General features: G+C 66.7%; 21 protein-coding genes. 9 read left to right on the top strand and 12 right to left on the bottom strand.

The features are described 5' to 3' along the window. Window positions 1-444: 444 nt before the first annotated feature. Window positions 445-732, bottom strand: coding sequence for a hypothetical protein (locus G3O00_RS16595; protein WP_206143645.1), 288 nt, complete (start codon window positions 730-732; stop codon window positions 445-447). A gap of 65 nt (window positions 733-797) precedes the next feature. Then, window positions 798-1,286, bottom strand: coding sequence for an Lrp/AsnC family transcriptional regulator (locus tag G3O00_RS16590; protein WP_174914363.1), 489 nt, complete (start codon window positions 1,284-1,286; stop codon window positions 798-800). Between the two features lie 115 nt (window positions 1,287-1,401). Between G3O00_RS16590 and G3O00_RS16585 the strand changes: the two genes are divergently transcribed. The 3 genes from G3O00_RS16585 (at window position 1,402) to G3O00_RS16575 (ending at window position 4,794) form a co-directional block, all read left to right on the top strand. Continuing rightward, window positions 1,402-2,439, top strand: coding sequence for a histone deacetylase family protein (locus G3O00_RS16585; protein ID WP_206143644.1), 1,038 nt, complete (start codon window positions 1,402-1,404; stop codon window positions 2,437-2,439). Window positions 2,440-2,507: 68 nt separating this feature from the next. Beyond that, complete coding sequence (locus G3O00_RS16580) at window positions 2,508-3,584, top strand: ornithine cyclodeaminase (protein WP_206143643.1); 1,077 nt, start codon at window positions 2,508-2,510, stop codon at window positions 3,582-3,584. 76 nt (window positions 3,585-3,660) lie between these two features. Then, window positions 3,661-4,794, top strand: coding sequence for a branched-chain amino acid ABC transporter substrate-binding protein (locus G3O00_RS16575; protein WP_206143642.1), 1,134 nt, complete (start codon window positions 3,661-3,663; stop codon window positions 4,792-4,794). Between the two features lie 43 nt (window positions 4,795-4,837). Here G3O00_RS16575 and G3O00_RS16570 read toward each other — a convergent pair whose 3' ends face one another. Continuing rightward, a complete protein-coding gene (locus G3O00_RS16570) occupies window positions 4,838-5,272 on the bottom strand; it encodes an NUDIX hydrolase (protein ID WP_174929906.1) in 435 nt (144 codons plus the stop codon). 279 nt (window positions 5,273-5,551) lie between these two features. Here G3O00_RS16570 and G3O00_RS16565 point away from each other — a divergent pair, with 279 nt between their 5' ends. After that, window positions 5,552-6,949 (top strand): DUF389 domain-containing protein, encoded by a 1,398-nt coding sequence (locus G3O00_RS16565; RefSeq protein ID WP_174929907.1) that lies wholly within the window; start codon window positions 5,552-5,554, stop codon window positions 6,947-6,949. A 59-nt stretch (window positions 6,950-7,008) separates the two neighbouring features. Here the strand turns inward: G3O00_RS16565 and G3O00_RS16560 are convergent, their stop codons facing one another. Next, window positions 7,009-7,875, bottom strand: a complete 867-nt coding sequence (locus tag G3O00_RS16560) for a mechanosensitive ion channel family protein (protein WP_206143641.1) — start codon at window positions 7,873-7,875, stop codon at window positions 7,009-7,011. A 342-nt stretch (window positions 7,876-8,217) separates the two neighbouring features. Between G3O00_RS16560 and G3O00_RS16555 the strand changes: the two genes are divergently transcribed. Beyond that, on the top strand, window positions 8,218-9,582 hold the full coding sequence (locus tag G3O00_RS16555; protein WP_206143640.1) for a M23 family metallopeptidase: 1,365 nt from the start codon (window positions 8,218-8,220) through the stop codon (window positions 9,580-9,582). A gap of 172 nt (window positions 9,583-9,754) precedes the next feature. On the opposite strand, the gene G3O00_RS16550 is transcribed toward G3O00_RS16555, so the two are convergent. Continuing rightward, window positions 9,755-9,982, bottom strand: a complete 228-nt coding sequence (locus G3O00_RS16550; RefSeq protein WP_206143639.1) for a hypothetical protein — start codon at window positions 9,980-9,982, stop codon at window positions 9,755-9,757. 42 nt (window positions 9,983-10,024) lie between these two features. On the opposite strand from G3O00_RS16550, the gene G3O00_RS16545 reads away from it, so the two are divergent. After that, window positions 10,025-13,363: an autotransporter outer membrane beta-barrel domain-containing protein gene (locus tag G3O00_RS16545; RefSeq protein ID WP_241025180.1), complete on the top strand. Its 3,339-nt coding sequence runs from the start codon at window positions 10,025-10,027 to the stop codon at window positions 13,361-13,363. A gap of 70 nt (window positions 13,364-13,433) precedes the next feature. Here the strand turns inward: G3O00_RS16545 and G3O00_RS16540 are convergent, their stop codons facing one another. Beyond that, entirely contained in the window at window positions 13,434-14,273 is an 840-nt protein-coding gene (locus G3O00_RS16540; protein ID WP_206143638.1) for an AraC family transcriptional regulator, read from the bottom strand. Window positions 14,274-14,460: 187 nt separating this feature from the next. On the opposite strand from G3O00_RS16540, the gene G3O00_RS16535 reads away from it, so the two are divergent. Beyond that, entirely contained in the window at window positions 14,461-14,982 is a 522-nt protein-coding gene (locus G3O00_RS16535; RefSeq protein ID WP_174929910.1) for an Rrf2 family transcriptional regulator, read from the top strand. 105 nt (window positions 14,983-15,087) lie between these two features. Here G3O00_RS16535 and G3O00_RS16530 read toward each other — a convergent pair whose 3' ends face one another. The 4 genes from G3O00_RS16530 to G3O00_RS16515 all read right to left on the bottom strand — a co-directional run bounded on the left by G3O00_RS16530 (window position 15,088) and on the right by G3O00_RS16515 (window position 18,950). After that, the gene (locus G3O00_RS16530; protein WP_206143637.1) at window positions 15,088-16,293 is read right to left on the bottom strand and encodes an NAD(P)/FAD-dependent oxidoreductase; all 1,206 of its coding nucleotides are present in this window, start codon (window positions 16,291-16,293) and stop codon (window positions 15,088-15,090) included. Window positions 16,294-16,649: 356 nt separating this feature from the next. Next, window positions 16,650-17,390 (bottom strand): fucose-binding lectin II, encoded by a 741-nt coding sequence (locus G3O00_RS16525; protein ID WP_206143636.1) that lies wholly within the window; start codon window positions 17,388-17,390, stop codon window positions 16,650-16,652. A gap of 195 nt (window positions 17,391-17,585) precedes the next feature. Continuing rightward, a complete protein-coding gene (locus G3O00_RS16520) occupies window positions 17,586-18,425 on the bottom strand; it encodes a fucose-binding lectin II (RefSeq protein ID WP_206143635.1) in 840 nt (279 codons plus the stop codon). 135 nt (window positions 18,426-18,560) lie between these two features. Continuing rightward, window positions 18,561-18,950 (bottom strand): fucose-binding lectin II, encoded by a 390-nt coding sequence (locus G3O00_RS16515; RefSeq protein ID WP_011356523.1) that lies wholly within the window; start codon window positions 18,948-18,950, stop codon window positions 18,561-18,563. Between the two features lie 950 nt (window positions 18,951-19,900). On the opposite strand from G3O00_RS16515, the gene leuA reads away from it, so the two are divergent. Further along, a complete protein-coding gene (gene leuA / locus G3O00_RS16510; RefSeq protein ID WP_041493686.1) occupies window positions 19,901-21,610 on the top strand; it encodes a 2-isopropylmalate synthase in 1,710 nt (569 codons plus the stop codon). On the opposite strand, the gene G3O00_RS16505 is transcribed toward leuA, so the two are convergent. After that, entirely contained in the window at window positions 21,528-22,586 is a 1,059-nt protein-coding gene (locus G3O00_RS16505; RefSeq protein WP_206143634.1) for a LysR family transcriptional regulator, read from the bottom strand. The genes leuA and G3O00_RS16505 overlap by 83 nt on opposite strands. 113 nt (window positions 22,587-22,699) lie before the next feature. Beyond that, window positions 22,700-23,473, bottom strand: coding sequence for a helix-turn-helix transcriptional regulator (locus G3O00_RS16500; protein WP_174929915.1), 774 nt, complete (start codon window positions 23,471-23,473; stop codon window positions 22,700-22,702). A gap of 134 nt (window positions 23,474-23,607) precedes the next feature. Between G3O00_RS16500 and G3O00_RS16495 the strand changes: the two genes are divergently transcribed. Continuing rightward, window positions 23,608-24,446: TolC family protein (locus G3O00_RS16495; protein ID WP_241025179.1), on the top strand; the 839-nt coding region annotated here is incomplete at its 3' end.

Below are 24,446 nucleotides of genomic sequence, written 5' to 3'. Positions count from 1 at the left end.
ATCCGGATCGCGAATCCGGAATTCCGGATCGACGCCGCGCGCCGTTGCATTTGCGCACGCGAAGCCGTCGGGAAGGACACCTTCGGATCGGCTTCCTGCGGGCAGGCAAGCGCCTGCGTCACAGTGGCGCACAACGCGCCCGGGCCCTTGCGGCAAGCCTGAGCGGAAGGCGCTTCAGGCTGCGTGGAAAGAGGCCGCGCGTGACGCGTTTTGCGGGGGCGGGATGGCAAGGGGCGCGTAATGTAACCGAACTCGTTTGCTGTGTCACAAACGAAAAATACCGTTGTTTTTGTGGGGTTTTTTGTGTGTCCGGGTTTCCGGAATGACGGTCGCGGGAAGCGGGAAAGCTGGGGATAACTGCGCGGGATCGGGAGGGGATGTCGAGGGGGGCTGCGTCGTGTCGCGGCAGTGCGCCGCGACACGATTGCGTGACGTCAGGTCACTTTACTTCGCGGCAGCGTTCCGGCAGAACTGGTCGTACGCTTGCGCCGAATTCGCGAAGCCCTTCTGCTTGGCGAGTTCCCACGGGCGTTCGCATTGTTGCGTTGCTTCGCACCACGAATAGCCAGCCGACGGGATGCAGCCGTGTGCATCGCGATCGCTGCCGGGCATCGGCGGTACGGCCGGCGTCGACGATTGCGCCGGCGGCGTGGATTGCGCGGCACAGGCGCTCAGGGCAAACGCGCAGGCCAGCGTGGCGGCCAGCGAAGCGGAAGGGATGAATCGCTTCATAGGGTAGTGCTCCATGGGATGAGTGTCGGAGAATCGGGTGGCGGCCTGCGCGTTCGCCGCATCGTTCAGTCGCCCGGCACCGGCACGCGCGACGAGAACTTCACTTCGCGCAACGCGAGGCTCGACTGGATCGACGACACCCCGGCCTGCTTGCGCAGCACGCGCTCGACGAATTCCGCATACGCGTCGAGATCGGCCGCGACGACCTGCAGGATGTAGTCGGCCGCGCCGGTGATCTTGTGGCAGGACGTCACCTCGTCGTGCTGCCGGATCACGTCCTCGAAGTGATCGGAATCCTGGTCGGAATGCATGTTGAACGTCACCTGCACGAACGCGAACACGTTCATGCCGAGCGCGCGCCGGTCGAGGTTCGCCTGGTAGCCGGTGATCACGCCTTCGTCCTCGAGCCGCTTGCGGCGCCGCCAGCAGGGCGTGACGCTCAGCGACAGCTTCTCGCCGAGCGTCGCGTTCGACAGCGCGCCGTCGTCCTGCAGCAGGCGCAGCATGGCGCGGTCGACGCCATCCAGTTCGGCCGAAGCGCGATTTTTGCTCATTTCCGGGATTCCGTAGGCGGTTTTCTCAAAATTGTACGAAAGCCGCGCGTCGAAAGCAAAGCTATTGCCGGTTGCCCTCAATAAACTGTTGCCACCCTCACTGCAACGGTCAACCATGCTCACGGTCTACAGCAGCGATCACCAACTGCATCGCGGCGTCGAATTGAAGGACGGCGCGATCACCGATTCGTTCGAAAACCCCCTTCGCGCCGAAACGGTGCTTGCGCAGGTGCGTGCCGCCGGTCTCGGCGACGTGATCGCACCGAAGCCGTTCGACCGCGCCCACTACGCGGCCGCGCACAGCACGCGCTACGTCGATTTCCTCGCCGGCGCGTGGGACGAGTGGACCGCCACGGGCCGCACCTGCCAGGCGCTGCCGCTCGTGTGGCCGGTGCGCGCGATGCCGGCGGCCGCGACGCCGCCCGCGTTCATCGACGGCAAGCTTGGTTTCTACGCGATGGACGCCGGCGCGCCGATCAACGCCGGCACGTGGGATGCCGTGAGCGCGAGCGCGAACTCCGCGCTCACCGGCGCCGACCTGCTGTCGAGCGGTGCAACGCGCGCGGCGTTTGCACTGTGCCGCCCGCCCGGCCATCACGCAGGCCGGGAGTACATGGGCGGCTATTGCTACCTGAACAATGCGGCGATCGCCGCGCAGCACTGTGTCGCACAGGGTGCCGCGCGCGTCGCGGTGCTCGACGTCGATTTCCACCACGGCAACGGCACGCAGGACATCTTCTACGACCGCGCGGACGTGCTGTTCGCATCGATCCACGGCGAGCCGCCGGTGTCGTACCCGTACTTCTCCGGTTACGCGGAAGAGCGCGGCATCGGTGCGGGCGAAGGGTTCAACCTGAACCTGCCGCTGCCGAAGGGCACGCTGTGGGACACCTACTCGGCAGCGCTCGATCACGCGGCCACCGCGATCGCCGCGCATGCACCTGACGCGCTCGTCGTCTCGCTCGGCGTCGATACCTTCGAGCACGACCCGATCAGCCATTTCCGGCTGCGCTCGCCCGACTACCTGCGCATCGGCGCGGCGCTCGCGCGCCTGAACGTGCCGACGCTGTTCGTGATGGAAGGCGGCTACATGGTCGACGAGATCGGCATCAACGCGGTCAACGTGCTGCTGGGATTCGAAGGGCGCGCGTAACGCGCGGCGCCGACTGTTTCAACGGTGGCCGTGCTCCGTGCCGGCCGCCGCAACCGTGGAGCAAGGGCATGACGCGATATCTGGATGTGACGAGCGTATCGACGCTCGTGGCTGAAGTCGGGATGACGCAGATCCTGACGACGATGGCCTCGTATATCGAGCAGGACTACCGGCGCTGGGAGACGTTCGAGAAGACCGCACGCCTCGCCAGCCATTCGACCGACGGCGTGATCGAGCTGATGCCGACGTCGGACGCGCGGCTGTACGCGTTCAAGTATGTGAACGGCCATCCGAAGAACACCAAGGCCGACCTGCTGACGGTGATGGCGTTCGGCGTACTGGCCGACGTCGATACCGGCTACCCGCTGCTGCTCAGCGAGATGACGCTGACGACGGCGATCCGCACCGCTGCAACCTCTGCATTGGTCGCACGCTTTCTCGCGCGTGCCGATGCGCGTTCGATGGCGCTGATCGGCAACGGTGCGCAGAGCGAATTCCAGGCGATTGCATTCCACGAGATGCTCGGTATCGACGAGTTGCGCGTGTTCGACATCGACCCGGCCGCGACCGACAAGCTGATCCGCAACCTCGCGCCGTTTACGGCGCTGCGCGTGATCCGCTGCGCGTCGGCGGCGGAGGCCGTGCGCGGCGCGGATATCGTGACGACGGTCACCGCCGACAAGACCAACGCGACGATCCTGACGCCGGACATGATCGAGGACGGGATGCACGTGAACGCCGTGGGCGGCGATTGCCCGGGCAAGACCGAGCTGCATGCGGACGTGCTGCGGCGCGCGCGCGTCATCGTCGAGTACGAGCCGCAGACGCGCATCGAAGGCGATATCCAGCAGATGCCGGCGGATTTCCCGGTGATCGAGTTCGCGCGGATCGTGTCGGGCGCCGAACCTGGCCGCGAATCGGATGCGCAGGTGACGGTGTTCGATTCGGTCGGCTTCGCGCTCGAGGATTTCTCGGCGCTGCGCTACCTGAACGCGGCGGCACGCGAGCGCGAGATCGGCATCGAGCTCGACCTGATTCCCGCGCCGCGCGATCCGAAGGACCTGTACGGCGTGGCGACGCGCGGCGAGAACGCCGTGCTGCCGGCCGGGATGGGGCGTGCGGTGCAGGACGCGCTGCATCATTGACTGAAACCGCTTCGTCATCCGAACCACAACACGTCCCGCATCGAACGGGGCCCACAAGACTGACCAGGAGACAGACATGCTTCGACATTCCATGACGGCACTCGCCGCGGCGGCCGCGCTCACGTGTGCGCTGTCCGCGCACGCGGACGAAATCGTGCGCATCGGCCACGTCGCGCCGCTGACCGGCGCGATCGCGCACCTCGGCAAGGACAGCGAGAACGGCGCGCGCCTCGCGGTCGAGGAAATCAATGCGAAGGGGCTGACGATCGGCGGCAAGAAGGTCACGCTGCAGCTCGACGCGCAGGACGACGCGGGCGATCCGCGCACCGCGACGCAGGTTGCGCAGCGGCTCGTCGACGACAAGGTCGTCGGTGTCGTCGGCCATCACAACTCGGGCACGTCGATCCCGGCGTCGCGCGTCTATCGCGACGGCGGCGTCGTGCAGATCTCGCAGGCCGCGACCAACCCGACGTACACGCAGCAGGGCTTCAAGACGACCTATCGCGTGGTGGCGACCGACGCGCAGCAGGGGCCGGCGCTCGCGATGTATGCGGCGAAGAACATGGGCATCAAGACGGTGGCCGTGGTCGACGATTCGACCGCGTACGGGCAGGGCCTCGCGACCGAGTTCGAGAAGGCCGCGAAGGCCGCCGGGATGAAGGTCGTGTCGCGCGACGCGACCAACGACAAGGCGATCGACTTCCGCGCGATTCTCACGAAGATCAAGGGCGCGAATCCGGACGCGATCATGTACGGCGGCATGGATGCGACGGGCGGGCCGCTCGCGAAGCAGGCACGTCAGCTCGGCATGCGCGCGAAGATCCTCGCCGGCGACGGCGTGTGCTCGACCGACCTGCCGAAGCTCGCGGGCCCGGCATCCGACAACGTCGTGTGCTCCGAAGCCGGCATCGCGCTCGAAAAGATGCCGGGCGGCGCGGCATTCGTGAAACGCTACGAAGCGCGTTATCACCAGCCGATGCAGGTGTATGCGCCGTTCTCGTATGACGCCGTGTACATCATCGTCGACGCGATGAAGCGCGCGAACTCGACCGACCCGGCGAAGGTGCTGGCCGCGATGCCGGCGACCGACTACAAAGGCGTGATCGGCGAGACGAGCTTCACGCCGCAGGGCGACCTGAAGCACGGCGCGATCTCGGTGTTCACGTACAAGAGCGGCAAGAAGGCGCTGCTCGATATCGTGCAGATGTAACGCAGCACGAACCGGTATCGCGCGCTCACCGCAGGCGCAGACCTCAGGCCGCGATACCGGCGAACACGTCAAGATCGGCCATGCCTGGCACGAGGTGGGGTTGCCGCAGCCAGTCGAACGCGGGTTCGACGATGAGCGGCGTCGGCTGGCTGCAATTCAACGACCCGAGCGATTCGGAGTCGATCCAGGCGCAATGCGCGATCTCGTTCAGCGGGCGCGCGATCGCGTCCGGCGCGATGTCGGCCAGAAACACGTGATGCAGCTTGTGTGTGCCGGCGATCCGGAACAGATGGCGGGCGTGGCCGCACACGAGCCCGGTTTCTTCGAGCAGCTCGCGCTGCGCGGCGTCGCGCAGCGGTTCACCGGGCCGCGGCTTGCCGCCGGGCAGCGCCCAGCGGGCATTCAACCGCGCGACCAGCAGGATCCGGTCGCGCGTTCTTTCATGATGATTTCCCGATTGCAGGTCCGCACGTCGCATCGACGGGCATAAAAACGCCGCCCGCAACGGGCGGCAAGGAACGGAGAGATTCGCTACCAGGGTGCCGGACGGAATCGCTGTCTCGTCCGGGATGGCCATTGTCGCGACGTCAGGCGGCGCGGTGAATCAGACCGGTCCGATTTGACGCCCGACAGCGCCCGAAGCCGCATCGGGCAGCCCCGAATTCGCAGGGGTGGCCCAGCCGCCAGCCTTGCGGCACAATCCGTTCAGCCGGCCCGCCCGCCGCGCATCGCACCCGACCGTTTCCCGGAAACCAACATGAACAACATCGAAGGCAATCGGCCGCCGCGTCGCGCATCGAAGATGCGGCTCGTGCTGCGCCAGTACTTCAACCTGCGCGAAGGGCAGGCCGATTACGCATCGATCGATCGCGACCTCCGTGCCGGGATTGGGCTGCGCGGCACGAATCTGTGGATCCTGATGTCGGCCATCGCCATCGCGTCGATCGGCCTCGACGTCAACTCGACGGCCGTGATCATCGGCGCGATGCTGATCTCGCCGCTGATGGGGCCGATCATGGGCCTCGGCTACGGGATCGGCATCTACGATTTCGGGTTGATTCGCCGGTCGCTGCAGAACCTCGGCATCGCAACGTTGATCAGCCTCGCGACGTCGACGCTGTACTTCTCGTTGAGCCCGCTCACGGGCGAGCACTCCGAGCTGCTTGCCCGCACGTCGCCGAGCATCTGGGACGTGCTGATCGCACTGTTCGGCGGGCTCGTCGGCATGGTCGGCGCGACCCGCAGCGAAAAGACCAACGTGATCCCCGGCGTGGCGATCGCGACTGCCCTGATGCCGCCGCTGTGCACGGCCGGCTACGGGCTCGCGCACGGCAGCCTGCCGTATTTCGCCGGCGCGTTCTACCTGTTCTCGATCAACTGCGTGTTCATTGCATTCGCGACGGTGATCGTCACGTGGGTGATTCGCGCGAAGCCGGTGACGCCCGTCGACGCCGCGGTCCAGCGCAACGTCCGGCGCTTCGTGCTGGCCGCGGTGCTGGCGACCGCGGTGCCGAGCGTCGTGCTGGCCTACCGTCTCGTGACGCAGGAGGTGTTCAACGCGCGCGCGGAGCAGTTCATCAAGGCCGAGCTGTCGTTGCCGTTGAGCGTGGTGGCGAGCAAGCACATCGACCCTGTGAAGCGGACCATCGACGCGGTGCTCGTCGGCCAGCGCGTCGACCAGCACCGGCTCGATGCGCTGTCGTCGAAGCTGCCCGGATACGGGCTGACGCACGCGACGCTCGTCGTGCGCCAGGCCGGGGACGAGCGGATCGATGCGCGTGCGCTCGAAACGTCGCTGAAGGCGACGCTCGCGCAGCAGCTCGTCGAGGCGCAATCGGCCGCGCAGCAGGACGCGCAGGACAAGGACGATGCGATCGCGAAACTGCAGCGGCAGCTCGACGCGCAATCCGCCGACCGCGCGGAACTCGACCGGGTCGCGCATGAACTGAGCGTGCAGTATCCGCAGGTGCGGCAGGTGCGGTATGCGAATGCGTTCGAGTGGGATGGCGCCGCGAGCGCGCCGGGCGCGGACGCGGTGCCGACCTTCGTCGTGTCGACGGCCAAGCCGATGCCGCGCGCGGAACGCGCACGGCTGGAAGCGTGGCTGAAGGTGCGGCTGGGGCCGAAGCCGGTGCGGCTCGTCGTGGCGGGCTGACGCGGCGCTGCGTCGTGTCGCCGCGTCGCTGCGTCGCCCGGCCGCCGTGTGAGCAGGCGCTAGGCCTGCTTGTCGAGGCTCACGGGCTGACGGTCGGTGTCGTGCACGATGTGCAACTCGCGCGTGCGGATCGGCAGCGCGCAGTTCGCGTCGGCGAGCGTCTTGCGCACCTGGCGCGCGAGGCGCCAGCGCATCGCCCAGAACTTGTCGGTATGCGTCCATACGCGCATGTTCGCGACGACCGTGCTGTCGTCGAAGCGCATCACCATCACGTCCGGCGCGGGATCCTGCAGCACGTCGGGATCGGCCGCGGCCAGCGCGCGCAGCGCGTCGAGCGCCCGATCGATATCGTCGTGCACCGACACTTCCACTTCGAGATCGAGGCGGCGCGTCGGATTGCGCGTGTAATTGCGGATCGAGCTGCCCCACAGCGCGCTGTTCGGCACGTATTCGCAGATGCCGTCCGGCTTCGTCAGTCTCGTCATGAAGAGCCCGACTTCGTCGACGGTGCCCGCGACGCCCGTGCCGCCGTCGATGTAGTCGCCGACCTTGAACGGCCGCAGCAGCAGAAGCATGATGCCGGCCGCGATGTTCTGCATCGTGCCCTGCAGCGCGAGCCCGATCGCGAGGCCGGCCGCGCCGAGCACCGCGATGAGGCTCGCGGTTTCGATGCCGAGCTGCGACAGCGCGCCGACGATCGCGACGATGCGGATGCCCCACACGGCGACGTCGCAGAGGATCGGCCGCAGCGTGTCGTCGACGCGCTCCTTGTTCGAGAGCAGACGGTTCAGCCAGTTGCCGATGCGTTTCGACAGCCACCAGCCGGCGACGAGCAACGCCAGCCCGGCGCATAGCTTGAGGGAGAGGGTGGACAACGCGTTCCACAGGAACGTCCAGCGTTCCGGATGTAGTTGATCGAGAAACATTAACGGGATTCCGGGTTGAAGAAACGATGCGTGACGCGTTGCGTGCCCGCCGTGGTCGGGCAGGCTTGCGCTCACGCGCCGGGCAGCGTTCGACCGTACATGGGGCACGATGGTTCGCGCTAACGGGTGGGGTCGAATGGCGCGTCGCGGTGCCGTCAGGCCGTGAAATCGAGATTTCGATTTAGTACGAAGCGGCTTTTCATTCAAATGAGACTGGTCCTATTCAACCGCTTCGATCGCGCCGCTACACTCGTTTTCACGTTGCCGGGTCGCGACGATCGTTCCTCCGCGATACCCGGTTCTTTCCCGATTTTTCACTGACAGACAGCGAGTGACGACGTCATGCGGTTAGACCTGCGTTTCCGTCTCGCACGCGAACAAGGTCAATCCGCACAGCGCGGCGTTCACGGTTTCCCGATGCGTCGCACGCTGCTGCGCGGCGTCATCGCGGCGGCCTGTGTGGCCGGCGCACCGGGTACGGTGGCATACGCGTCTCACGACGCCGCGCCGTTTTCACCCGTGGCGGCTGACCTTGTCGACGTGCCCTTTTTCAATGCCGCGCGCACGACGTGGGGCGGTTTGCATGCATCGACGGCCGCGCCGCTCGACGTTGCCTACGCGTCACGTGCGTTGGCCGAGCCGACAGCCGGCGAACGCGACGACCCCGTTGCGCGCTTCGGGGCCTGCGTGGCTTACCGCGTGCTGTGCGACGCCGCGCGCGGGGCAGTCGAACGCGCGTATGCGTCAAGGTTCGATTACGGTCTTGCGTCGGCGTTGCCCACGACGGGCGAGCCGGCTGCGTTCGAGCGGCGTCCGGTCGATCTCGCCGCTGCCGAGCCGTTCGTGCTTGCACAAGCCGACCGCGGCGCGCGGGCCGGCGCGATCGTCGGCAGCCTGCAGGCGTCGCTGGCGCGCGCCGATCTGCCGGCCGGCGTTACCGCGCAGATCACCCGCCTGCTCGCCGGTCGCATCGACCTGAAACAGCGCGGTGCACACGGCGATGCGTTTCGCGTCGCATACGAACCCGACGGCAGTGCCAAGCAGCGGGGCGGCGTGCGCGTGACGGCGCTGGAGCTTCGCTTGCGCGGCCAGCACGTCGCGGGCGTGTGGTTTGCGCCCGATGCCGGCTCGCCGGGCGCCTATTACGACCTCGACGGCATGCCGCTCACCGGTTCCCGATTTGCGATGCCGGTCAGCGCAAACCGCATCAGCTCGCATTTCGGTACGCGCGTGCATCCGGTGACCGGCACGCGTCATGTGCATTCCGGCGTCGATCTCGCGGCGCCGGCCGGGCGCGCGGTTCATGCGTCGGAGCGCGGCGTCGTGACGTTCATCGGCGCCGAGCCGCGCGGCTACGGCAAGTACGTGGTGATCCGCCATGACAGCGGTTATGCGTCGTACTACGCACACCTGTCGGCATTCGAGCCGACGCTGCGAACCGGCATGCGGGTTGCGCGCGGCCAGCGCGTCGGCGCGGTCGGCAGCACGGGTACGGCCACGGGGCCGCATCTGCACTTCGAGGTCCGGCGGCATGACCGCCTCGTCGACCCGGTCGCGCTGGTACAGGCGGGCAAGGCAGCGAAGCTGAAGGGTGAACGGCGCGTGGCGTTCAACCGCGTGGTGCGCGATGCGCGCACGCGCCTGGCGTCGGCGGCGTGGTCGCAGCCGGTGGCGATGGTGAAGCCTGCCGGATCGCGGGCTGGCTGACGGTGGGCGAGGTGCCGCCGGCCGCGGCTGGCGGCGTCGTTGCATGCGTGCGTCGGTGCGTGTGCCGGCAATGCCGAATTGCCGGTCATCGTGCGAAGCAACATGGCCGGATTGGCACACAGCCATCGCGCGACCAGTCGATCGTCGATTGGTGTCAAATTTGCCGGCTGCTTCAATTCATCTTCTTCATCAAATCAAGGTTTGCCTGAAACTCGGCAAATTCAACCGCTTTACTTTTCCGCTTGCTCTCCACTGCGACGATGCGCCGTATGCCGCACCGCAGCAGCACACCCCATTCCGTTATTTCCGGATGCGAAATTAATCCCGCGCTGATTTCCGATATCACCCGTTCTGATCTTGCGATTATTTCAAGACGGGTGATATAACCCGTTTCACGCACCGATTTGCAGCAATAACGTCACCAATAAATGCGAGCGGAACGATGAAAAGAACGACGCGGAACCTGGGTTTGGGCGGAGTGGCGATCCTGACCGGCGCGATGCCGGTGGGGGCCTATGCGGCATGCATCCCGGCTGCACCACCGGGCAGCGGCACGACGGTCACGTGCTCCGGTGCCGGCATCCCGTCGGTCGTGGCCGCGACCGGCAGCACCGGCGTGACGATCGATATCAATGCAGGCGCGACGGGCAGCTACGTGCTCACGTCCACAGCGACACCGTTCTCCGTCGATAGCCAGAGCGCGATTACCAACAACGGCAACCTGTCGATGTCCGGCAACGGCACGGGCGTCGCGAACCGCGGCGCGGTGCTGCTCGGCGCGAACAACGGCAACACGCTGACCAATGCCGCGACGGGCGTGATCTCGACGACCGGCGCCTACAACGACGGGATGGCCGCAAACGGCAACAACAACACGCTCGTCAACAACGGCTCGATCACGACTACCGGCAACAACGCGTACGGGATGACGGCCGCGTGGGGGCAAAGCAACCCCGGCGCGTCGGGCAACCAGATCGTCAACACGGGCACCGTGACGACATCGGGCAACAACGCGCGCGCGGCGTCGCTGCTCGGCGGCAACGGCACGATTACCAACAGCGGCACGCTGACGTCGAACGGCCGCGATGCACCGGCCGTATACATGCAGGGCAACAACGACACGCTGGTCAACAGCGGCACGATCCAGACGACCGGCACCGCGACGAGCGGCGGCAGCGTCGATGCGGTCGTGTCGAACACGCTCGGCAGCTCGTTCACCGCGACGATCACGAACCAGGCCGGCGGCAAGATCATCAGCAACAACGGGATCGGGGTGCGCTCGACCAACGGCGCGACGACGATCACCAACGCGGGCCTGATCCAGGGTGGCGGCGGCACCGCGATCCAGGGCGGCAATGGCAACGTGACGCTGATCCTGCAGACCGGCTCGCAGATCGTCGGCACCGCGAACGGCGGCGCGGGTACCAACACCGTGACGCTGCAGGGCACGGGCACCGCGTCGAATGCATTCACGAATTTCCAGAGCCTGACGATGGTCGGCACCGACTGGACGTGGGCCGGCACCGGCACGTTCTCGACCGCGCTCGTGCAGAGCGGCACGCTGAACCTCACGGGCACGCTCGGCACGACCACGGCGTCGGCCGTGGCCACGGTCAATGCGGGCGCGACGCTGCAGGCGAATGCGGCAAACCTGCCGTTGTCGGTGACCGACAACGGGCTCGTGCGTTTCCAGCAGGACAGCGCCGGCACGTACACGGGCACGATCAGCGGGGCGGGCGCAGTGGAGAAAACCGGTGCGGGCACGCTGACGGTTACCCCCGCGGCTGCGGGCGGCAACACGTATTCCGGCGGCACGACGATTACGCAAGGCACGCTGTCGGTCGCGGCCGACAACGCACTCGGTGCATCGTCAGGAAGCCTGACCTTGAACGGCGGCACGCTGCAGCTCGGCAGTTCCTTCAACCTTGCGTCGAGCCGCGCGGTGTCGATCACGTCGAACAACGGCACGATCGATACGCAGGGCTTCAACTCGACGATCGCGCAGAACATCTCGGGCGCGGGTTCGCTGACGAAGCTCGGCAGCGGCACGCTGACCCTGAACGGCACGAACGGCTACACCGGCGGCACGAACGTGAATGCCGGCACGCTGGTGGTCGGCGACGGATCGAGCAGCCTCGCCGCGCTGACCGGCGGCGGCCTGGTGACGGTCGCGTCGGGTGCGACGCTCGGCGGCTACGGCAGCGTGACGGGCGACGTGACGAACAACGGCACGATTTCGGTTGCGAACGCGCTCGCGAGCCTCGCGAGCGGGCCGACCGGGAACCTGCTGATCAAGGGCAACCTGACGAATGCGGGCCTCGTGCAGCTCGGCGGCAGCGGCGTGGGCAACACGCTGACGGTGGCAGGCAACTACGTAGGGCAAAACGCGACGATCGCAATGAATACGACGCTGGCCGGCGACGGCGCGCCGTCGGACAAGCTGATCGTCAGCGGCGGCGCGGCGAGCGGTACGAGCACGCTGAAGGTGACGAACGTCGGCGGTGCCGGCGCGCAGACGGTGGCCGACGGCATCCAGGTCGTGCAGGCCACCAACGGCGCGACGACGAGTGCCGGTGCGTTCTCGCTGTCGGGCGGCTCGGTCAGCGCAGGCGCGTACACGTACTTCCTCGCGAAGGGCGGTGCGGCCAATGGCACCGGCGACAGCTGGTACCTGCGCAACACGGTGCCGCCGAAACCGCAGCCGCCGGTCGTCGAGCCCGGCCAACCGACGCCGCCGACCGAGCCGCCGATCACGCCGGCCGAAGGCACGCCGGAATCGATCGTCGAGGCCGTCGACAACGCGGGAACGGGCGGCAATCCGGAGCCGATCTACCGGCCCGAAGTGCCGCTGTACGCGGAAGCGCCTGCTGTCGCGCGCCAGCTCGGGCTGCTGCAGATCGACACCTTCCACGACCGGCAAGGCGAACAAGGCTTATTGGCCGAGAACGGTTCGATCCCCGCATCGTGGGCACGCGTGTGGGGCGGCCACAGCGACATCAAGCAGAAGGGCGACGTGACACCGTCGTACGACGGCACGGTGTGGGGGATGCAGGTCGGGCAGGATCTGTACGCGGACACCACCGCGAGCGGCCATCGCAACCACTACGGCTTCTTCCTTGGATTCTCGCGCGCGGTCGGCGACGTGAACGGCTTCGCGCTCGCGCAGCAGGACCTGGGCGTCGGCTCGCTGCAGGTCAACGCGTACAACCTCGGCGGCTACTGGACGCACATCGGCCCGGGCGGCTGGTACACCGATGCCGTGCTGATGGGCAGCGCACTGACGGTTCGCACGCATTCGACCGACAACGTCGGCGGCTCGACGAACGGCAACGCGTTCACGGGTTCGGTCGAGGCCGGGTTGCCGATCGCGCTCGGCTACGGGCTGACGCTGGAGCCGCAGGCGCAGCTCGTGTGGCAATGGCTGTCGCTCGACCGCTTCAACGACGGGATCTCGAGCGTGAGCTGGAACAACGGCAACACGTTCCTCGGCCGGATCGGCGCGCGGCTGCAATATGCGTTCGAGGCCAACGGCGTGAGCTGGAAGCCGTACCTGCGCGTAAACGTGCTGCGCTCGTTCGGCACCGACGACAGGACCACCTTCGGCGGCTCGACGACGATCGGCACGCAGGTCGGGCAGACGGCCGGACAGATCGGCGCGGGGCTCGTGGCGCAACTGACGAAGCGCGGCAGCGTGTATGCGACGGTCAGCTACCTGACGAACCTCGGCGGTGAACACCAGCGCACGATCACCGGGAATGCGGGCGTACGGTGGGCGTGGTGATATCGACGATGACGATGCGTTGACCGACCGGCCGCGGCGAGCCAAGTCGCGGCCGATCAGGGCAAGCCACTTACGCAGCGGGTTCGACCGGCAACCAGATTTCCAGCACGCCGGCGCCCGTCACCGGATCGTAGTCCGCGCTGTAGCGCTCGAACTCGGGTGCGTCGACCGCCTTGAATCCCGACGTCGGCAGCCAGCCGTTCCAGATGCTGTAGATCGTTTGATGAAGCGTTGAGATGTGCCCTTTGTGTTCGAAGACCGCATACCGCTGCGGTTCGAGTTCGACCCAGCGAAAGGGTGCGGGCAACCGGTTGCGGCTCGTGACTTCCACCCCCGCGATGTATTCGAAGCTGCCATCCGCATCCGGGTTGCAGCACACGCCGTAGGTCACATAGTCGACCTGGCCGGGAATGGTACCGATGTATGGGATGAACGCTTGCCACAGCGCCGGAATGCCTTCGTTGGTTTCGAAGGTGTAGCGGTCGCTCATGCCGGCGATCAGCCGCTTACCGGCATCTTCGAAGCGCGACGGCGTCACGGCGATGAGTTTCAGTTCTTTCATGCGAAGCGGCTCCACAAGAGACAATCCGTCAAGGGTGCGCCGTGCCCGCACGTCCTCGGGCGTCATGCCGAAGCAATCGCGGAAGGCGCGCGTGAACGCCTCATGGGAGCCATAGCCGGCATCGAGTGCCACCTGCAGGATGTCCGGCGCGCCTTGCGCGAGCGCGCGTGCCGCACGCGTGAGCCGCCTCGACCGGACATAGCGCATCACCGGCCAGCCGGTATTCATCGAGAACAGCCGCGAGAAGCCGAAGCGCGACATGTCGCAATTGGCGGAAATCCGGTCGAGCGTCAGTTCGCGGTCCAGCCGGGTTTCGATAAACCAGAGTGCTTGTCCTACCGGGTTCATGGCGTTCCAATGGGCGTGTCGGGCGGACTATATGGTATCGGCGGCGGAGGCATTTGATCGTTCTTGCAGGGCTGGCGGATGCAAGCGACCCTCTCTCTCCGACGAAAAAGGAACGGATGGCGCGACGGATGACATTGTCGCCGTCCTGCGCTACGCTCCGAACTCCGATACCACGAGTCGCAATAGCATGTCGTTCATCAGCACCGGCGTCGAGTATGGCCTGCATTGCCTGCTCTATCTCGCCGATACATCCACGGGCGTGCGCGACGCGAGCGTGCGCGACCTCGCCGAGATGCAGGGCGTCTCCGTCGATTACGCGGCCAAACTTTTCACGCGTCTCGCGAAGGCCGGGATCGTCGTGTCCAGCGAAGGCATTCGCGGTGGCTTCGCGTTGGCGAGGCCCGCGCGCGATATTTCCGTGCAGGATGTCGTCGAAGCGATCGACGGCGACAAGCGACTGTTCGACTGCCGCGAAGTGCGCGGCCAGTGTGCGGTGTTCGACGGTGAGCCGCCCGCGTGGGCCACGCGCGGCACCTGTTCGATTCACGCGGTGATGCAGGCGGCGGAACGGGCGATGCGGGAGGAACTCAGGAAGCAGTCGCTCGCCGATCTCGCCGGGCAGGCCTGGTCGAAAGCGCCCGCCGGCTACGGCCCCAAGGTGGTCGGCTGGTTTGCCGATCGTGCGGCCAGCCGCGGCGGCGAGCGCTGATTCGCGTGGCGTCGCGCCGCGATGGAGCGACGCGGCACGACACGACACGACGACACACGGGATGCTTCTGCCGCACCCCGCGCATCGTGCGGGCAAACGCGCCGTTCAGGCCACGACGATCCGCAGCGGATCCGCGGCCGCCAGCGCTTCCGAGCGATCCGCGCGCGGCGGATAGATCCACTCGGAATTGATCTGGTGCTTGAGCTTCTTCGCCTCCGCCCCCTTCAGCTTCACTTCGCGATCCCAACCTTCCGTATAGACCGCGCCCCACGGGCCGAGATCCAGGCACGTCACGTACTTCGGCTGGCTGTACGGGATCTGTTCCAGACCCAGCAGATCGGCGGCCACGTTGTGCCCTGCCGAACGGCCCAGGTTCATCGCGTGCTGGCATGACATCATCGTGTGGTTGCCTTCGTCGTCGGTGGCCGCATACGCAACGTCGCCCGTCGCGTAGACACCCGGCACGCCTTCGACCGCCAGGTTGCGATCGACATGCAGGCGCCCCGTCGCGTCGCGGCGGCCCGGAATCTGTTCGGTCAGCGTGCTGGCGCGCAGGCCGGCCGTCCAGATCACGGTGCTCGACTCGATCCGCTCGCCGTCCGCCGTCGTGATGCCGCCCGCGTCGACCGATGCGACGCCGGACCCGAGCTTCCACGTCACGCCGAGCGTGCGCAGCGCCTCCTCGATCACGGGACGCGGGCCCGCGCCCAGGTCGGGGCCGATCGCGTCGTTGCGCTCGACGATCACGACCCGCACGTTCGCGTGCTCGCCCAGCGCGGCGCGCAGGCGGGCCGGCATTTCCGCGGCCGTCTCGATGCCCGTGAATCCGCCGCCTGCCACCACGACCGTATCGCGTGCCGTGGAGGCCGGCTGCAACGCCAGATCGCGAATGTGCGCTTCGAGTTCGACGGCTTCGTCGGTTTGATCGACGCTGAACGCATGTTCGGCCAGGCCCGGAATCGCGGGGCGGAACAGGCGGCTGCCGGCCGCCAGCACGAGGCGGTCGTAGTCGAGCGTCGTCGCCTCGCCGTCCGTGCCCAGCACGTCGGCGGTCCGGCCCGCGACGTCGATGCGCTCGACCGTACCCTGGACGAACGTCACGCCCACCGCGTCGAAGATCTCGCCGAGCGGCGCCCGGAAGTTTGCCGGGCCTTCTTCATAGAGGCGCGGACGGACGTGCAGATGCGCGTCGGGCGCCACCACGGTGATTTCCACGTCGGTTCGACCTTGCGCGTCCAGCACGCGCGCCGCGCTCAGCGCGCTCCACATGCCGGCGAAGCCGGCCCCGATCACAAGAATTCGCTTTGCCACTGATTGACTCCGGTTGATTGATGCATGGGGTCGGTAGACCACCGACGTTGCCTGCGCATCGATGCGCTCCATAACTACGATTCTATGAGTCGGAGTTATGGAGCGCAAGTCCTGTGTGCGGAATGGCGTGTCGATCAATCAGGGAGCGACCCGACGAAAGGCGGTGACGGGCACGGGAAATCGCAGCGAAGCAAAGGCGATCGAGGCGGGGGCGCGGCAGGACCGCGATCGGGCACAACCGATTCGGATAGTCCGATGGGGCAGGGCGGCGAGAGGCCGTCGCGGCGCCGGGTCCGGCGTGCCGAAGCGAATCGCCACGCCGGGCGGCGTGGCGAGGGGGGGCGGCGTGACGCTGCTTAACCGAGCGGCCAGTTCAGGATGGCGATACCGTCGTTGTAGTCACCGTCCGTCCCGTCTTCCGACCCGACCAGACCGAAGTAGGTCTTCTTGAAGATGTCGACCTGACGCGAGCCGATTTTCGACGGCTTGCCGTTTGCCGTCACGACCACGCGCACCTTCCCCTTGCCGGAGTTCACGATCTGCGTGTTCAGGTTCGCGTCCTGCGTGCCGGCGCCCTGGAACGTCGCGGCCGGTTTCGGGTTGTCGTCGACGAAGACCTCGATCGTCTGCTGCGCCGACGAATTGACCAGCGCAGTCACGCCGAACGCGATGTTCGGCGGCAGGTTGAAGAGGCCGTCGCGTTCGCCGCCGCCGGTCGTCGTGGTGTCCGGCTGCGTGGGCTGCGGCTGCGGTGTCGCTTTCGAGAAGTAGTTGACCACCGCCCCGACGCCGAACTTCGCCGCGGCGCCGGGCAGCACGCCGGGCGCGCCGGCCCACGTCACCGTGCAGGCGATCACTTGCCCGGCCGCATCGGCCTTCACCTTGTTTTGCCAGCTGCCGACGTCGAAGCTGTACGGGATCGTCGCGATGTCGACGAACACATCGTATTGCGGCAGCTTTTCGACGAGCTGCGCGGTCATGAACTGGCGCATCCGGTCGAGCACCGCCTGGTCGCCGTTCGCCTGGACGGCGGTGGCATCGTTGCCGGCGAGTTGCAGCAGGGCGTACAGATCGTCATGGGTAAACGGTTGTGACATGTCGTCCTCGTCTCGATGAAAGGTCTTGCATTGCGCGGCCGGTGAATGGATTTCGCCGTTGTCGCGCGCGGAGTACAGCAGTGGAACTGCAACGGACTGCTCGAATGAATCGGTTCGCAATGGGTGGTTGGCCCCGTCGCCATTGCGGCTTCGTCAACGGCGCGCACACGCTGCGCGCGCCGCAAGTCATCGTGTTCAGCCCAGCGGCCAGTTCAGGAACACGATGCCGTCGTTGTAGTCGTCGTCGGCGCCGTCTTCCGAGCCGACGATCCCGAAGTACGACTTCTTGAAAATGTCGACCTGCCGCGAGCCGAGCCGCGACGGCTTGCCGTTCGCCATCACGATCACGCGTACGCGCCCCTTGCCGGAATCGAGCACCTTGGTGCCGAGGTTCTGGTCCTGCACGCCGGCGCCCTTGAACGTGGCGGCCGGTTTCGGGTTGTCGTCGACGTAGATGTCGATCGTCTGGTCGTTCGCCGCGTTGGTGAGCGCGGTGACGCCGAACTTGATGTTCGGCGGCAGGTTGAACGTGCCGTCGCGCTCGCCGCCGCCGCCGATCGTGCCGCTACCCGTGCCGCCCGGGTTGCCGCCCGCGCCGGTTTCGCCGCTTCCGCTGCCGCTGCCTTGCGACGACGATTGCGCGGCCGTGTCGCCGATCGCGGACAGGCTCGCGTACGAATCGATATGCATCGCGCTGCCGCGCACGCTTTTCCACTGGCCCTTCACGAACGTGACGCCGGTGCCGACGTTGATCGTCGCAACCAGCGTGAACGGCATGCGCCCGGTGGCTTCGGGCACTTTCGACGAATAGGTGAAGCAGCCGTCCGCGACGACGCCCTTGTCGGTCGCGATCGCGAAATAGATGCCGGGGAAGTTGTTGCCGGTCGCGTACGGCGTCGGCACGTTGAGGATGACCTGCAGTTTCCCGTCTCGAATCTCTGCCTTGGCGATGTCGATGTACAGGCCCGGAATGTCGACGTAGGTTTCCGATGTCGCCACGGGGGCGCTGACGATCGAAGCCGAAAGGAGGGGCATGGATGTCTCCGTTGGTAGGGCGGGTTTCGATGCAAAAGAGGGGGCGGTGCCGCGGAAGGCGGCGCGCAACCGCCGGCCGGCCCGGAGGCGGCCGGCGGTGGTGAGTCGTCAGGTGCGCGTCAGACGCGCATCAGGTCAGCCGATCGGCCACTGGAGCACGACGATGCCGTCGTTGTAGTCGCTGTCGTGGCCGTCTTCCGACACGACGATCCCGAAGTTGACCGTGTACGGCGAGCCGTCCGATTTCTTGCCGTTGATCGGTGCGAGGCGCGCATCGGTGGCCGACGGCTTGCCGTTCACCGACACTTCGAAGCGAATCTTGCCGTTGCCGGAATTCAGCGTCGCTTCACGCGTGCCGTCGCGCGTCGTCAGCTTGTGATACGCGGCGGGTTCCTTGCTGTCGCCGATAAACAGCTTGATGTGCTGCTGCTCGGCGGCATTCGCGAAGAAAATCGCGCGGAATTCGGTATTCGGCGGAATCGAAAACTCGCCGGCGCGATTGGATGACGTTTGAGAATCGGCCATGCTTTCCTCCTGAGGAATGACGGGTAAGGCTTCTAGCTGTGTCGCGCAAACGTTTGCCGTTTGAAATGCGACGTACCGAGCATGCCGAAAAATAAATAAAAAAATATTCGCCGGGGAATGGCTATTGTTCAGTAAATCGAAAATGGAGGTTAATCGATTTAATGAAGTGTGTTTAATTGAAGGTGTTTCGATATATTCAGGAAATTATATCGGCGGATGTATCGCTTTTCTGAATGATGCGCGGTTGCGCAGATGAGGCGGGCCGGGAGGTGGGGGGCAATCGGGCTTCGGCGCGGACGCTCGGCGTTCGCATCTGGCAGCGTTGGTTTCAACATCAGCATCTCTGTCGTGGCCGCGCCCACCGGCCACCACCGAACGCCCACACCGAAACCCGATTGATTGCAACAGGAGGGGGTGCGGCAACCGGCGAAGTACGTAGACCAACTCACTCCGAACGTGAACAGGGGCCTCACCGGCGCCGCACCCATGAAGCATATCGACGGGGCGGCACGCCGCCTATCGGACGAGACTGATTCTGAGCGATCGAATTCGGTGCCATTTGCGCGCAACCCGTTGACAGCCCCCGTCACCCTGTGATTTGATTTCGGCCATGCAAGCCGCCCAGCCCCTCTTCTCGCTACGACTACTAGCCCGTTTCTCCGGGCTGGGTCTGCGGCTGCGCGCTTTCCATCTGCTTCTTTCCTGAAGCGCCAGATTTCCCCCGCATCACTGACCTGGCCCCGGTTGTCGACCGGCGCCTGAGTTCGTCCTTCTTCCGAATCGCTCCGCTCCGTCCCGGTCGCTCAACCGCCAAGGCTGTCGTTCGCCGTACTGCTTTGCCGTTGTGCCGCTTTCACCTGTTTTTATCGCTGCGCGCGCAGCTTGCCACCCCGACGGATGGCCCGCGCGCGGCGGTTTCCCGACAAACCGACCGAGGACCGAACATCATGATGCTGAAGAACCCCGCGACGAAGTACCGACCGTTCACGCCCGTCAACCTGCCGAACCGCATGTGGCCGACGCGCACGATCACGCAAGCGCCGATCTGGATGAGCACCGACCTGCGCGACGGCAACCAGTCGCTGTTCGAGCCGATGGACGCGACGCGCAAGATGCGAATGTTCAAGATGCTGGTCGCGATCGGTTTCAAGGAGATCGAGGTCGCATTCCCGTCGGCGTCCGAGACCGACTTCAACTTCGTGCGCGAGCTGATCGAAGGCGGCCACATTCCCGACGACGTGACGATCGAGGTGCTCACGCAGGCGCGCGACGACCTGATCGAGCGCACCTTCGACTCGGTGCGCGGCGCGAAGCGCGCGATCGTGCACCTGTACAACGCGACCGCGCCGGAATTCCGCAAGATCGTGTTCGGCCTCGACCGCGACGGCGTGAAGGAACTCGCGGTGAACGCCGCGCGCACGATCAAGCGCTTCGCCGATGCCGCGACCGACACGCATTTCACGCTGCAATACAGCCCGGAGACCTTCACGGCGACCGAGCTCGATTTCGCGAAGGAAGTCTGCGACGCCGTGTTCGACGTGTGGCAGCCGACGCCGGAGCACAAGGCGATCGTGAACCTGCCGGCCACCGTCGAAGTCGGCACGCCGAACTTCTACGCGGACCAGATCGAATGGATGCACCGCAACCTCGCGCGCCGCGATGCGCTGATCGTGTCCGTGCATCCGCACAACGACCGCGGCACCGCGGTCGCGGCGGCCGAGCTCGCGGTGATGGCCGGCGCGGACCGCATCGAGGGCTGCCTGTTCGGCAACGGCGAGCGCACCGGTAACGTCGACCTCGTCACGCTCGCGCTGAACCTGTACTCGCAGGGCATCGATCCGGGCCTCGATTTCTCGCAGATCAACGAAGTCGCGCGCACGGCCGAGGAATGCACGCAGTTGCCGATCCATCCGCGCCATCCGTATGTCGGCGACCTCGTGTTCACCGCGTTCTCCGGCTCGCACCAGGACGCGATCAAGAAGGGCTTCGCGGTGCAGCGCCCCGATGCCGTGTGGGAAATGCCGTACCTGCCGATCGATCCGAGCGACGTCGGCCGCACGTACGACTCGATCATTCGCGTGAACAGCCAGTCGGGCAAGGGCGGTATCGCGTACCTGCTCGAGCAGAGCTATGGCGTCGCGCTGCCGCGTCGCCTGCAGGTCGACTTCAGCGCGGCCGTGCAGCGCCTGACCGACGACAGCGGGCTCGAAGTGACGAGCGCGCAGATCTGGTCGCTGTTCCAGCAGGAATACGTGGAAGGCGATGCGCCGCTGCGTTATGTCGGCCATGAGCTGACCGAGCGCGACGGCCGCGAGACGATCGTGCTGACCGCCGACGTGCATGGCGAGCGCCGCGTGCTGCGCGGCGAAGGCAACGGCCCGCTCGACGCGTTGATGCACGCGTTGCGCACGCCGCTGCGAATCCAGCACTACGAGGAGCGTGCGTTGTCGCAAGGCGCCGATGCGAAGGCGATCGCGATCGCGGAGCTGGCCGGCACGGGCGTGCGCGGCAGCGCGTTCGGCGTCGGCATCGACGCGAACCTGACGACCGCGTCGATCCGCGCGGTGATCAGCGGCATCAACCGCGCGTATGCGCGTGCGGACGAAGCGGCGCAGGCGACGTTTTTTGGTGCGCAGCCGGCGGTGAAGGCTGTCGCGTAAGCGGGGGTTGGGCGGCCGCGCCGGAGGTGTCCGGCGCGGCCGTTTCGTCGTCGTCCGCGCGGTGGCCGCCGCGCGGCCCGGCGAGCGCTACCCGCAGTTCCGCTTTCATGAAATCCACCCACGCGCGCGTCTTCGCGTCGAGAAGCTTGCGCGACGGATACACCAGAAACACGCCTACGTCTTCCGCCCGGTAATCGGGCAGCACGCGCACCAGCGCGCCTGAACGCAGCCCGTCGTCCGCAACGAACTCGGGCAGCAGGCCGATTCCCGCCCCTTCCCGTACCGCGATTTCGAGCGATGCCGCGATATCGGCCGTCATCGATGGCTCGAACGCGATCGTTTCCGAGTCCGCACCGCGCGTCAGCGTCCATTCGCGCACCGGGTAGGCGGGCGCGATCAGTTGCAGGCAGCGATGCCGGGCGAGCGCACACGTCGTATCGGGCATCCCGTGCCGGGCGACATACGCGGGCGCTGCGCACAGCACGCTGCCGATCCGCCCGACGTCGATCGCGACCTGATCGGAGCTCGGCAGGCTCGGCATCGCGATCACCGCGGCGTCGTAGCTGTCGCGGACCAGATCCGGTACCTGCGGCGCGAGCGTCAGGTCGACACTGACGTCCGGATAGCGCGCCTGGAAGTGCGCGACGAGCGGAATCACGAAACGGTTCGCGATGCTGGCGCTGCAGTGCGCACGCAGCCGGCCGTGCGGATGCAGCCGTGCGCCGCGTGCTTCGCGTTCGCTCGCGTCGACGGCGAGCGTGATGTCGCGTGCGCGCGCCAGATAGCGTTCGCCGGCTTCGGTCAGGCACATCGAGCGCGTCGTGCGGTTCAGCAAGCGGATGCCGAGATGCGTCTCGAGCGACGCGATCGTGCGGCTCACGTACGCGGTCGTGAGGTTGAGCCGCTTGCCGGTTTCGGTGAAGGTCCCCGCGTCGGCGAGCGTGACGAAAACCTGCATGCTTTGAATCAGATCCATCGGCGGGGCGGGCGCGTGGCGCCGGTGTCGTGCGATGCCGCTACTGTAGCGAGCGGCTTGTCGCGCCGCGCGCGCCCGTCAGCACGCGATCGTCGCGAAACGGACAGTACGCTTCAGCGCCGCTGAAAGTACTCGCTCGGCGGCACGCCGAGTGCCTTGCGGAACATCGCCGCGAACGCGCTGGGGCTGTCGTAGCCGTGTTCGAGCGCGAGTTCGAGGATAGGCGTGCCGGCGGCGAGGCGCGGCAGGCTCAGCAGCAGGCGCGCATGACGGCACCACGCACCGTGCGTCATGCCCGTTTCACGCTTGAAGGTGCGTGCGAGCGTGCGCTCGTTCATGTGCGCGTCGCGCGCCCATGACTGCAGCGTGACGACCGACGACGGTTCATTGATGAGCTGCGTACACAACGCGGCGAGCGCCGGATGGCGCGGCATCGGCACATGCAGCGACAGCAGCGGCGCGATCTCGATTTCATCGAGGATCAGCGCGAGCACGCGGCCCGCGCGGTGCGCGAGGTCGTAATCGGCCGGCAGGTCGCTCGCGGTCACGATCAGCTCGCGCAGCAACGTGCCGACCTCGATCACGCGGCATTCGCGCGGCAGGCTCGGCCGCACTTCGTGCGCGACGAACACCGTGCGCATCTGCACGTCGCCGGCCATCCGGATCTCGTGCTGCGTGCCGCCCGGCACCCAGACCGCCCGCCCCGTCGGCACGACCCAGCTGCCGGCATCCGCATGCACGAGCATCACGCCGGAAATCGCGTGAATCAGCTGGCCATGCCGATGCGAATGCGGCGGATACGCGCTGCCGGCCGCCGCGTCGGACGCGACGACCGCGATCTGCTTGTGCTTGTCCTTGTGCTCGAGCGCACTGAAAAATTGGTCCACGTGTCCTTTTCTCGACGACGAATGCGCTTTGCGCGCGAGATCGACTGAATGGCTCGAAATTACCATAGGCCCATCGTTTGTTCGACAGCCCTTGCACGATGCACGCCTCGTCCTTTCCTCCGGTTTCCTTTCGTTTGTCCGTTGCTGCCGCGTTGCTGAGCGCCGCGACGCTTGCCGCCTGCTCGGTCGGCGATCCGTACCGTCCGCCGGTGGCCGACGCGGCGCGCACGGCGCCGTTCGACGCGGCGGCCGATGCGCCCGTCGCGTCCGGCGGCACGTTGCCCGATCGCTGGTGGCAACTGTTCGACGATCCGGTGCTCGACGCACTCGTCCGCGAAGCGCTCGCGCAGAACCGCGATCTCGCGGTGGCCGCGGCACGCGTCGCGCGGGCGCGGGCCGTGCTCGACGAAGCGGACGCCGCGCGATTGCCCGACACGACAGCCGGGTTCGGCGTCGACTACGGCAAGCACGCGCCCGACCAGATCGCTGCGAGCGCGAAGGGTTCCGATGCGCGGACGCGCTGGGGTTTCTCTCCGTCGTTCGCGGTGTCGTGGGAAGTCGATCTGTGGGGGCGCGTCGGCCATCTCGTCGATGCCGCGCGTGCCGATTCGGAGGCTGTGCAGGCCGCATCGGATGCGATGCGTGTCGCGGTGGCCGCCGAGACGACCGCCGCCTATGCGCAGGCATGCGCCTATGGCGAGCGGATCGACGTGGCCGATCGTTCGGTCGCGATCGCCGACCGCCTCGCCGCACTGACTGCACGGCAACGTGCGCACGGCCTCGTGTCCGATCTGGAGGTCGCGCGCTCGCGCGCATTTGCCGACGATACGCGCGCCGAACTGCCGGCACTCGCGGGCGCACGCCGCGCCGCGTTGGTTGAACTGGCCGTGCTGACCGGGCACGCGCCTGGCGCGATTCCCGATGCGGCCGCACGCTGCCATGCGACGCCGGCGCTGGCGCGACCGTTTCCGGT

The sequence above is a fragment of the Burkholderia sp. Ac-20384 genome (genome assembly GCF_017104605.1).
In the GTDB taxonomy this organism is placed as follows: domain Bacteria; phylum Pseudomonadota; class Gammaproteobacteria; order Burkholderiales; family Burkholderiaceae; genus Burkholderia; species Burkholderia lata.
The sequence above is the reverse complement of the archived record's forward strand: the minus strand, read 5'-3'. Positions and strand labels throughout refer to the sequence as shown.

Coding starts and splice junctions, on each gene's coding strand:
- G3O00_RS16595 (WP_206143645.1), bottom strand. CDS start 732: ATGAAGCGATTCATCCCTTCCGCTTCGCTGGCCGCCACGCTGGCCTGC.
- G3O00_RS16590 (WP_174914363.1), bottom strand. CDS start 1,286: ATGAGCAAAAATCGCGCTTCGGCCGAACTGGATGGCGTCGACCGCGCC.
- G3O00_RS16585 (WP_206143644.1), top strand. CDS start 1,402: ATGCTCACGGTCTACAGCAGCGATCACCAACTGCATCGCGGCGTCGAA.
- G3O00_RS16580 (WP_206143643.1), top strand. CDS start 2,508: ATGACGCGATATCTGGATGTGACGAGCGTATCGACGCTCGTGGCTGAA.
- G3O00_RS16575 (WP_206143642.1), top strand. CDS start 3,661: ATGCTTCGACATTCCATGACGGCACTCGCCGCGGCGGCCGCGCTCACG.
- G3O00_RS16570 (WP_174929906.1), bottom strand. CDS start 5,272: ATGCGACGTGCGGACCTGCAATCGGGAAATCATCATGAAAGAACGCGC.
- G3O00_RS16565 (WP_174929907.1), top strand. CDS start 5,552: ATGAACAACATCGAAGGCAATCGGCCGCCGCGTCGCGCATCGAAGATG.
- G3O00_RS16560 (WP_206143641.1), bottom strand. CDS start 7,875: ATGTTTCTCGATCAACTACATCCGGAACGCTGGACGTTCCTGTGGAAC.
- G3O00_RS16555 (WP_206143640.1), top strand. CDS start 8,218: ATGCGGTTAGACCTGCGTTTCCGTCTCGCACGCGAACAAGGTCAATCC.
- G3O00_RS16545 (WP_241025180.1), top strand. CDS start 10,025: ATGAAAAGAACGACGCGGAACCTGGGTTTGGGCGGAGTGGCGATCCTG.
- G3O00_RS16540 (WP_206143638.1), bottom strand. CDS start 14,273: ATGAACCCGGTAGGACAAGCACTCTGGTTTATCGAAACCCGGCTGGAC.
- G3O00_RS16535 (WP_174929910.1), top strand. CDS start 14,461: ATGTCGTTCATCAGCACCGGCGTCGAGTATGGCCTGCATTGCCTGCTC.
- G3O00_RS16525 (WP_206143636.1), bottom strand. CDS start 17,390: ATGTCACAACCGTTTACCCATGACGATCTGTACGCCCTGCTGCAACTC.
- G3O00_RS16520 (WP_206143635.1), bottom strand. CDS start 18,425: ATGCCCCTCCTTTCGGCTTCGATCGTCAGCGCCCCCGTGGCGACATCG.
- G3O00_RS16515 (WP_011356523.1), bottom strand. CDS start 18,950: ATGGCCGATTCTCAAACGTCATCCAATCGCGCCGGCGAGTTTTCGATT.
- leuA (WP_041493686.1), top strand. CDS start 19,901: ATGCTGAAGAACCCCGCGACGAAGTACCGACCGTTCACGCCCGTCAAC.
- G3O00_RS16505 (WP_206143634.1), bottom strand. CDS start 22,586: ATGGATCTGATTCAAAGCATGCAGGTTTTCGTCACGCTCGCCGACGCG.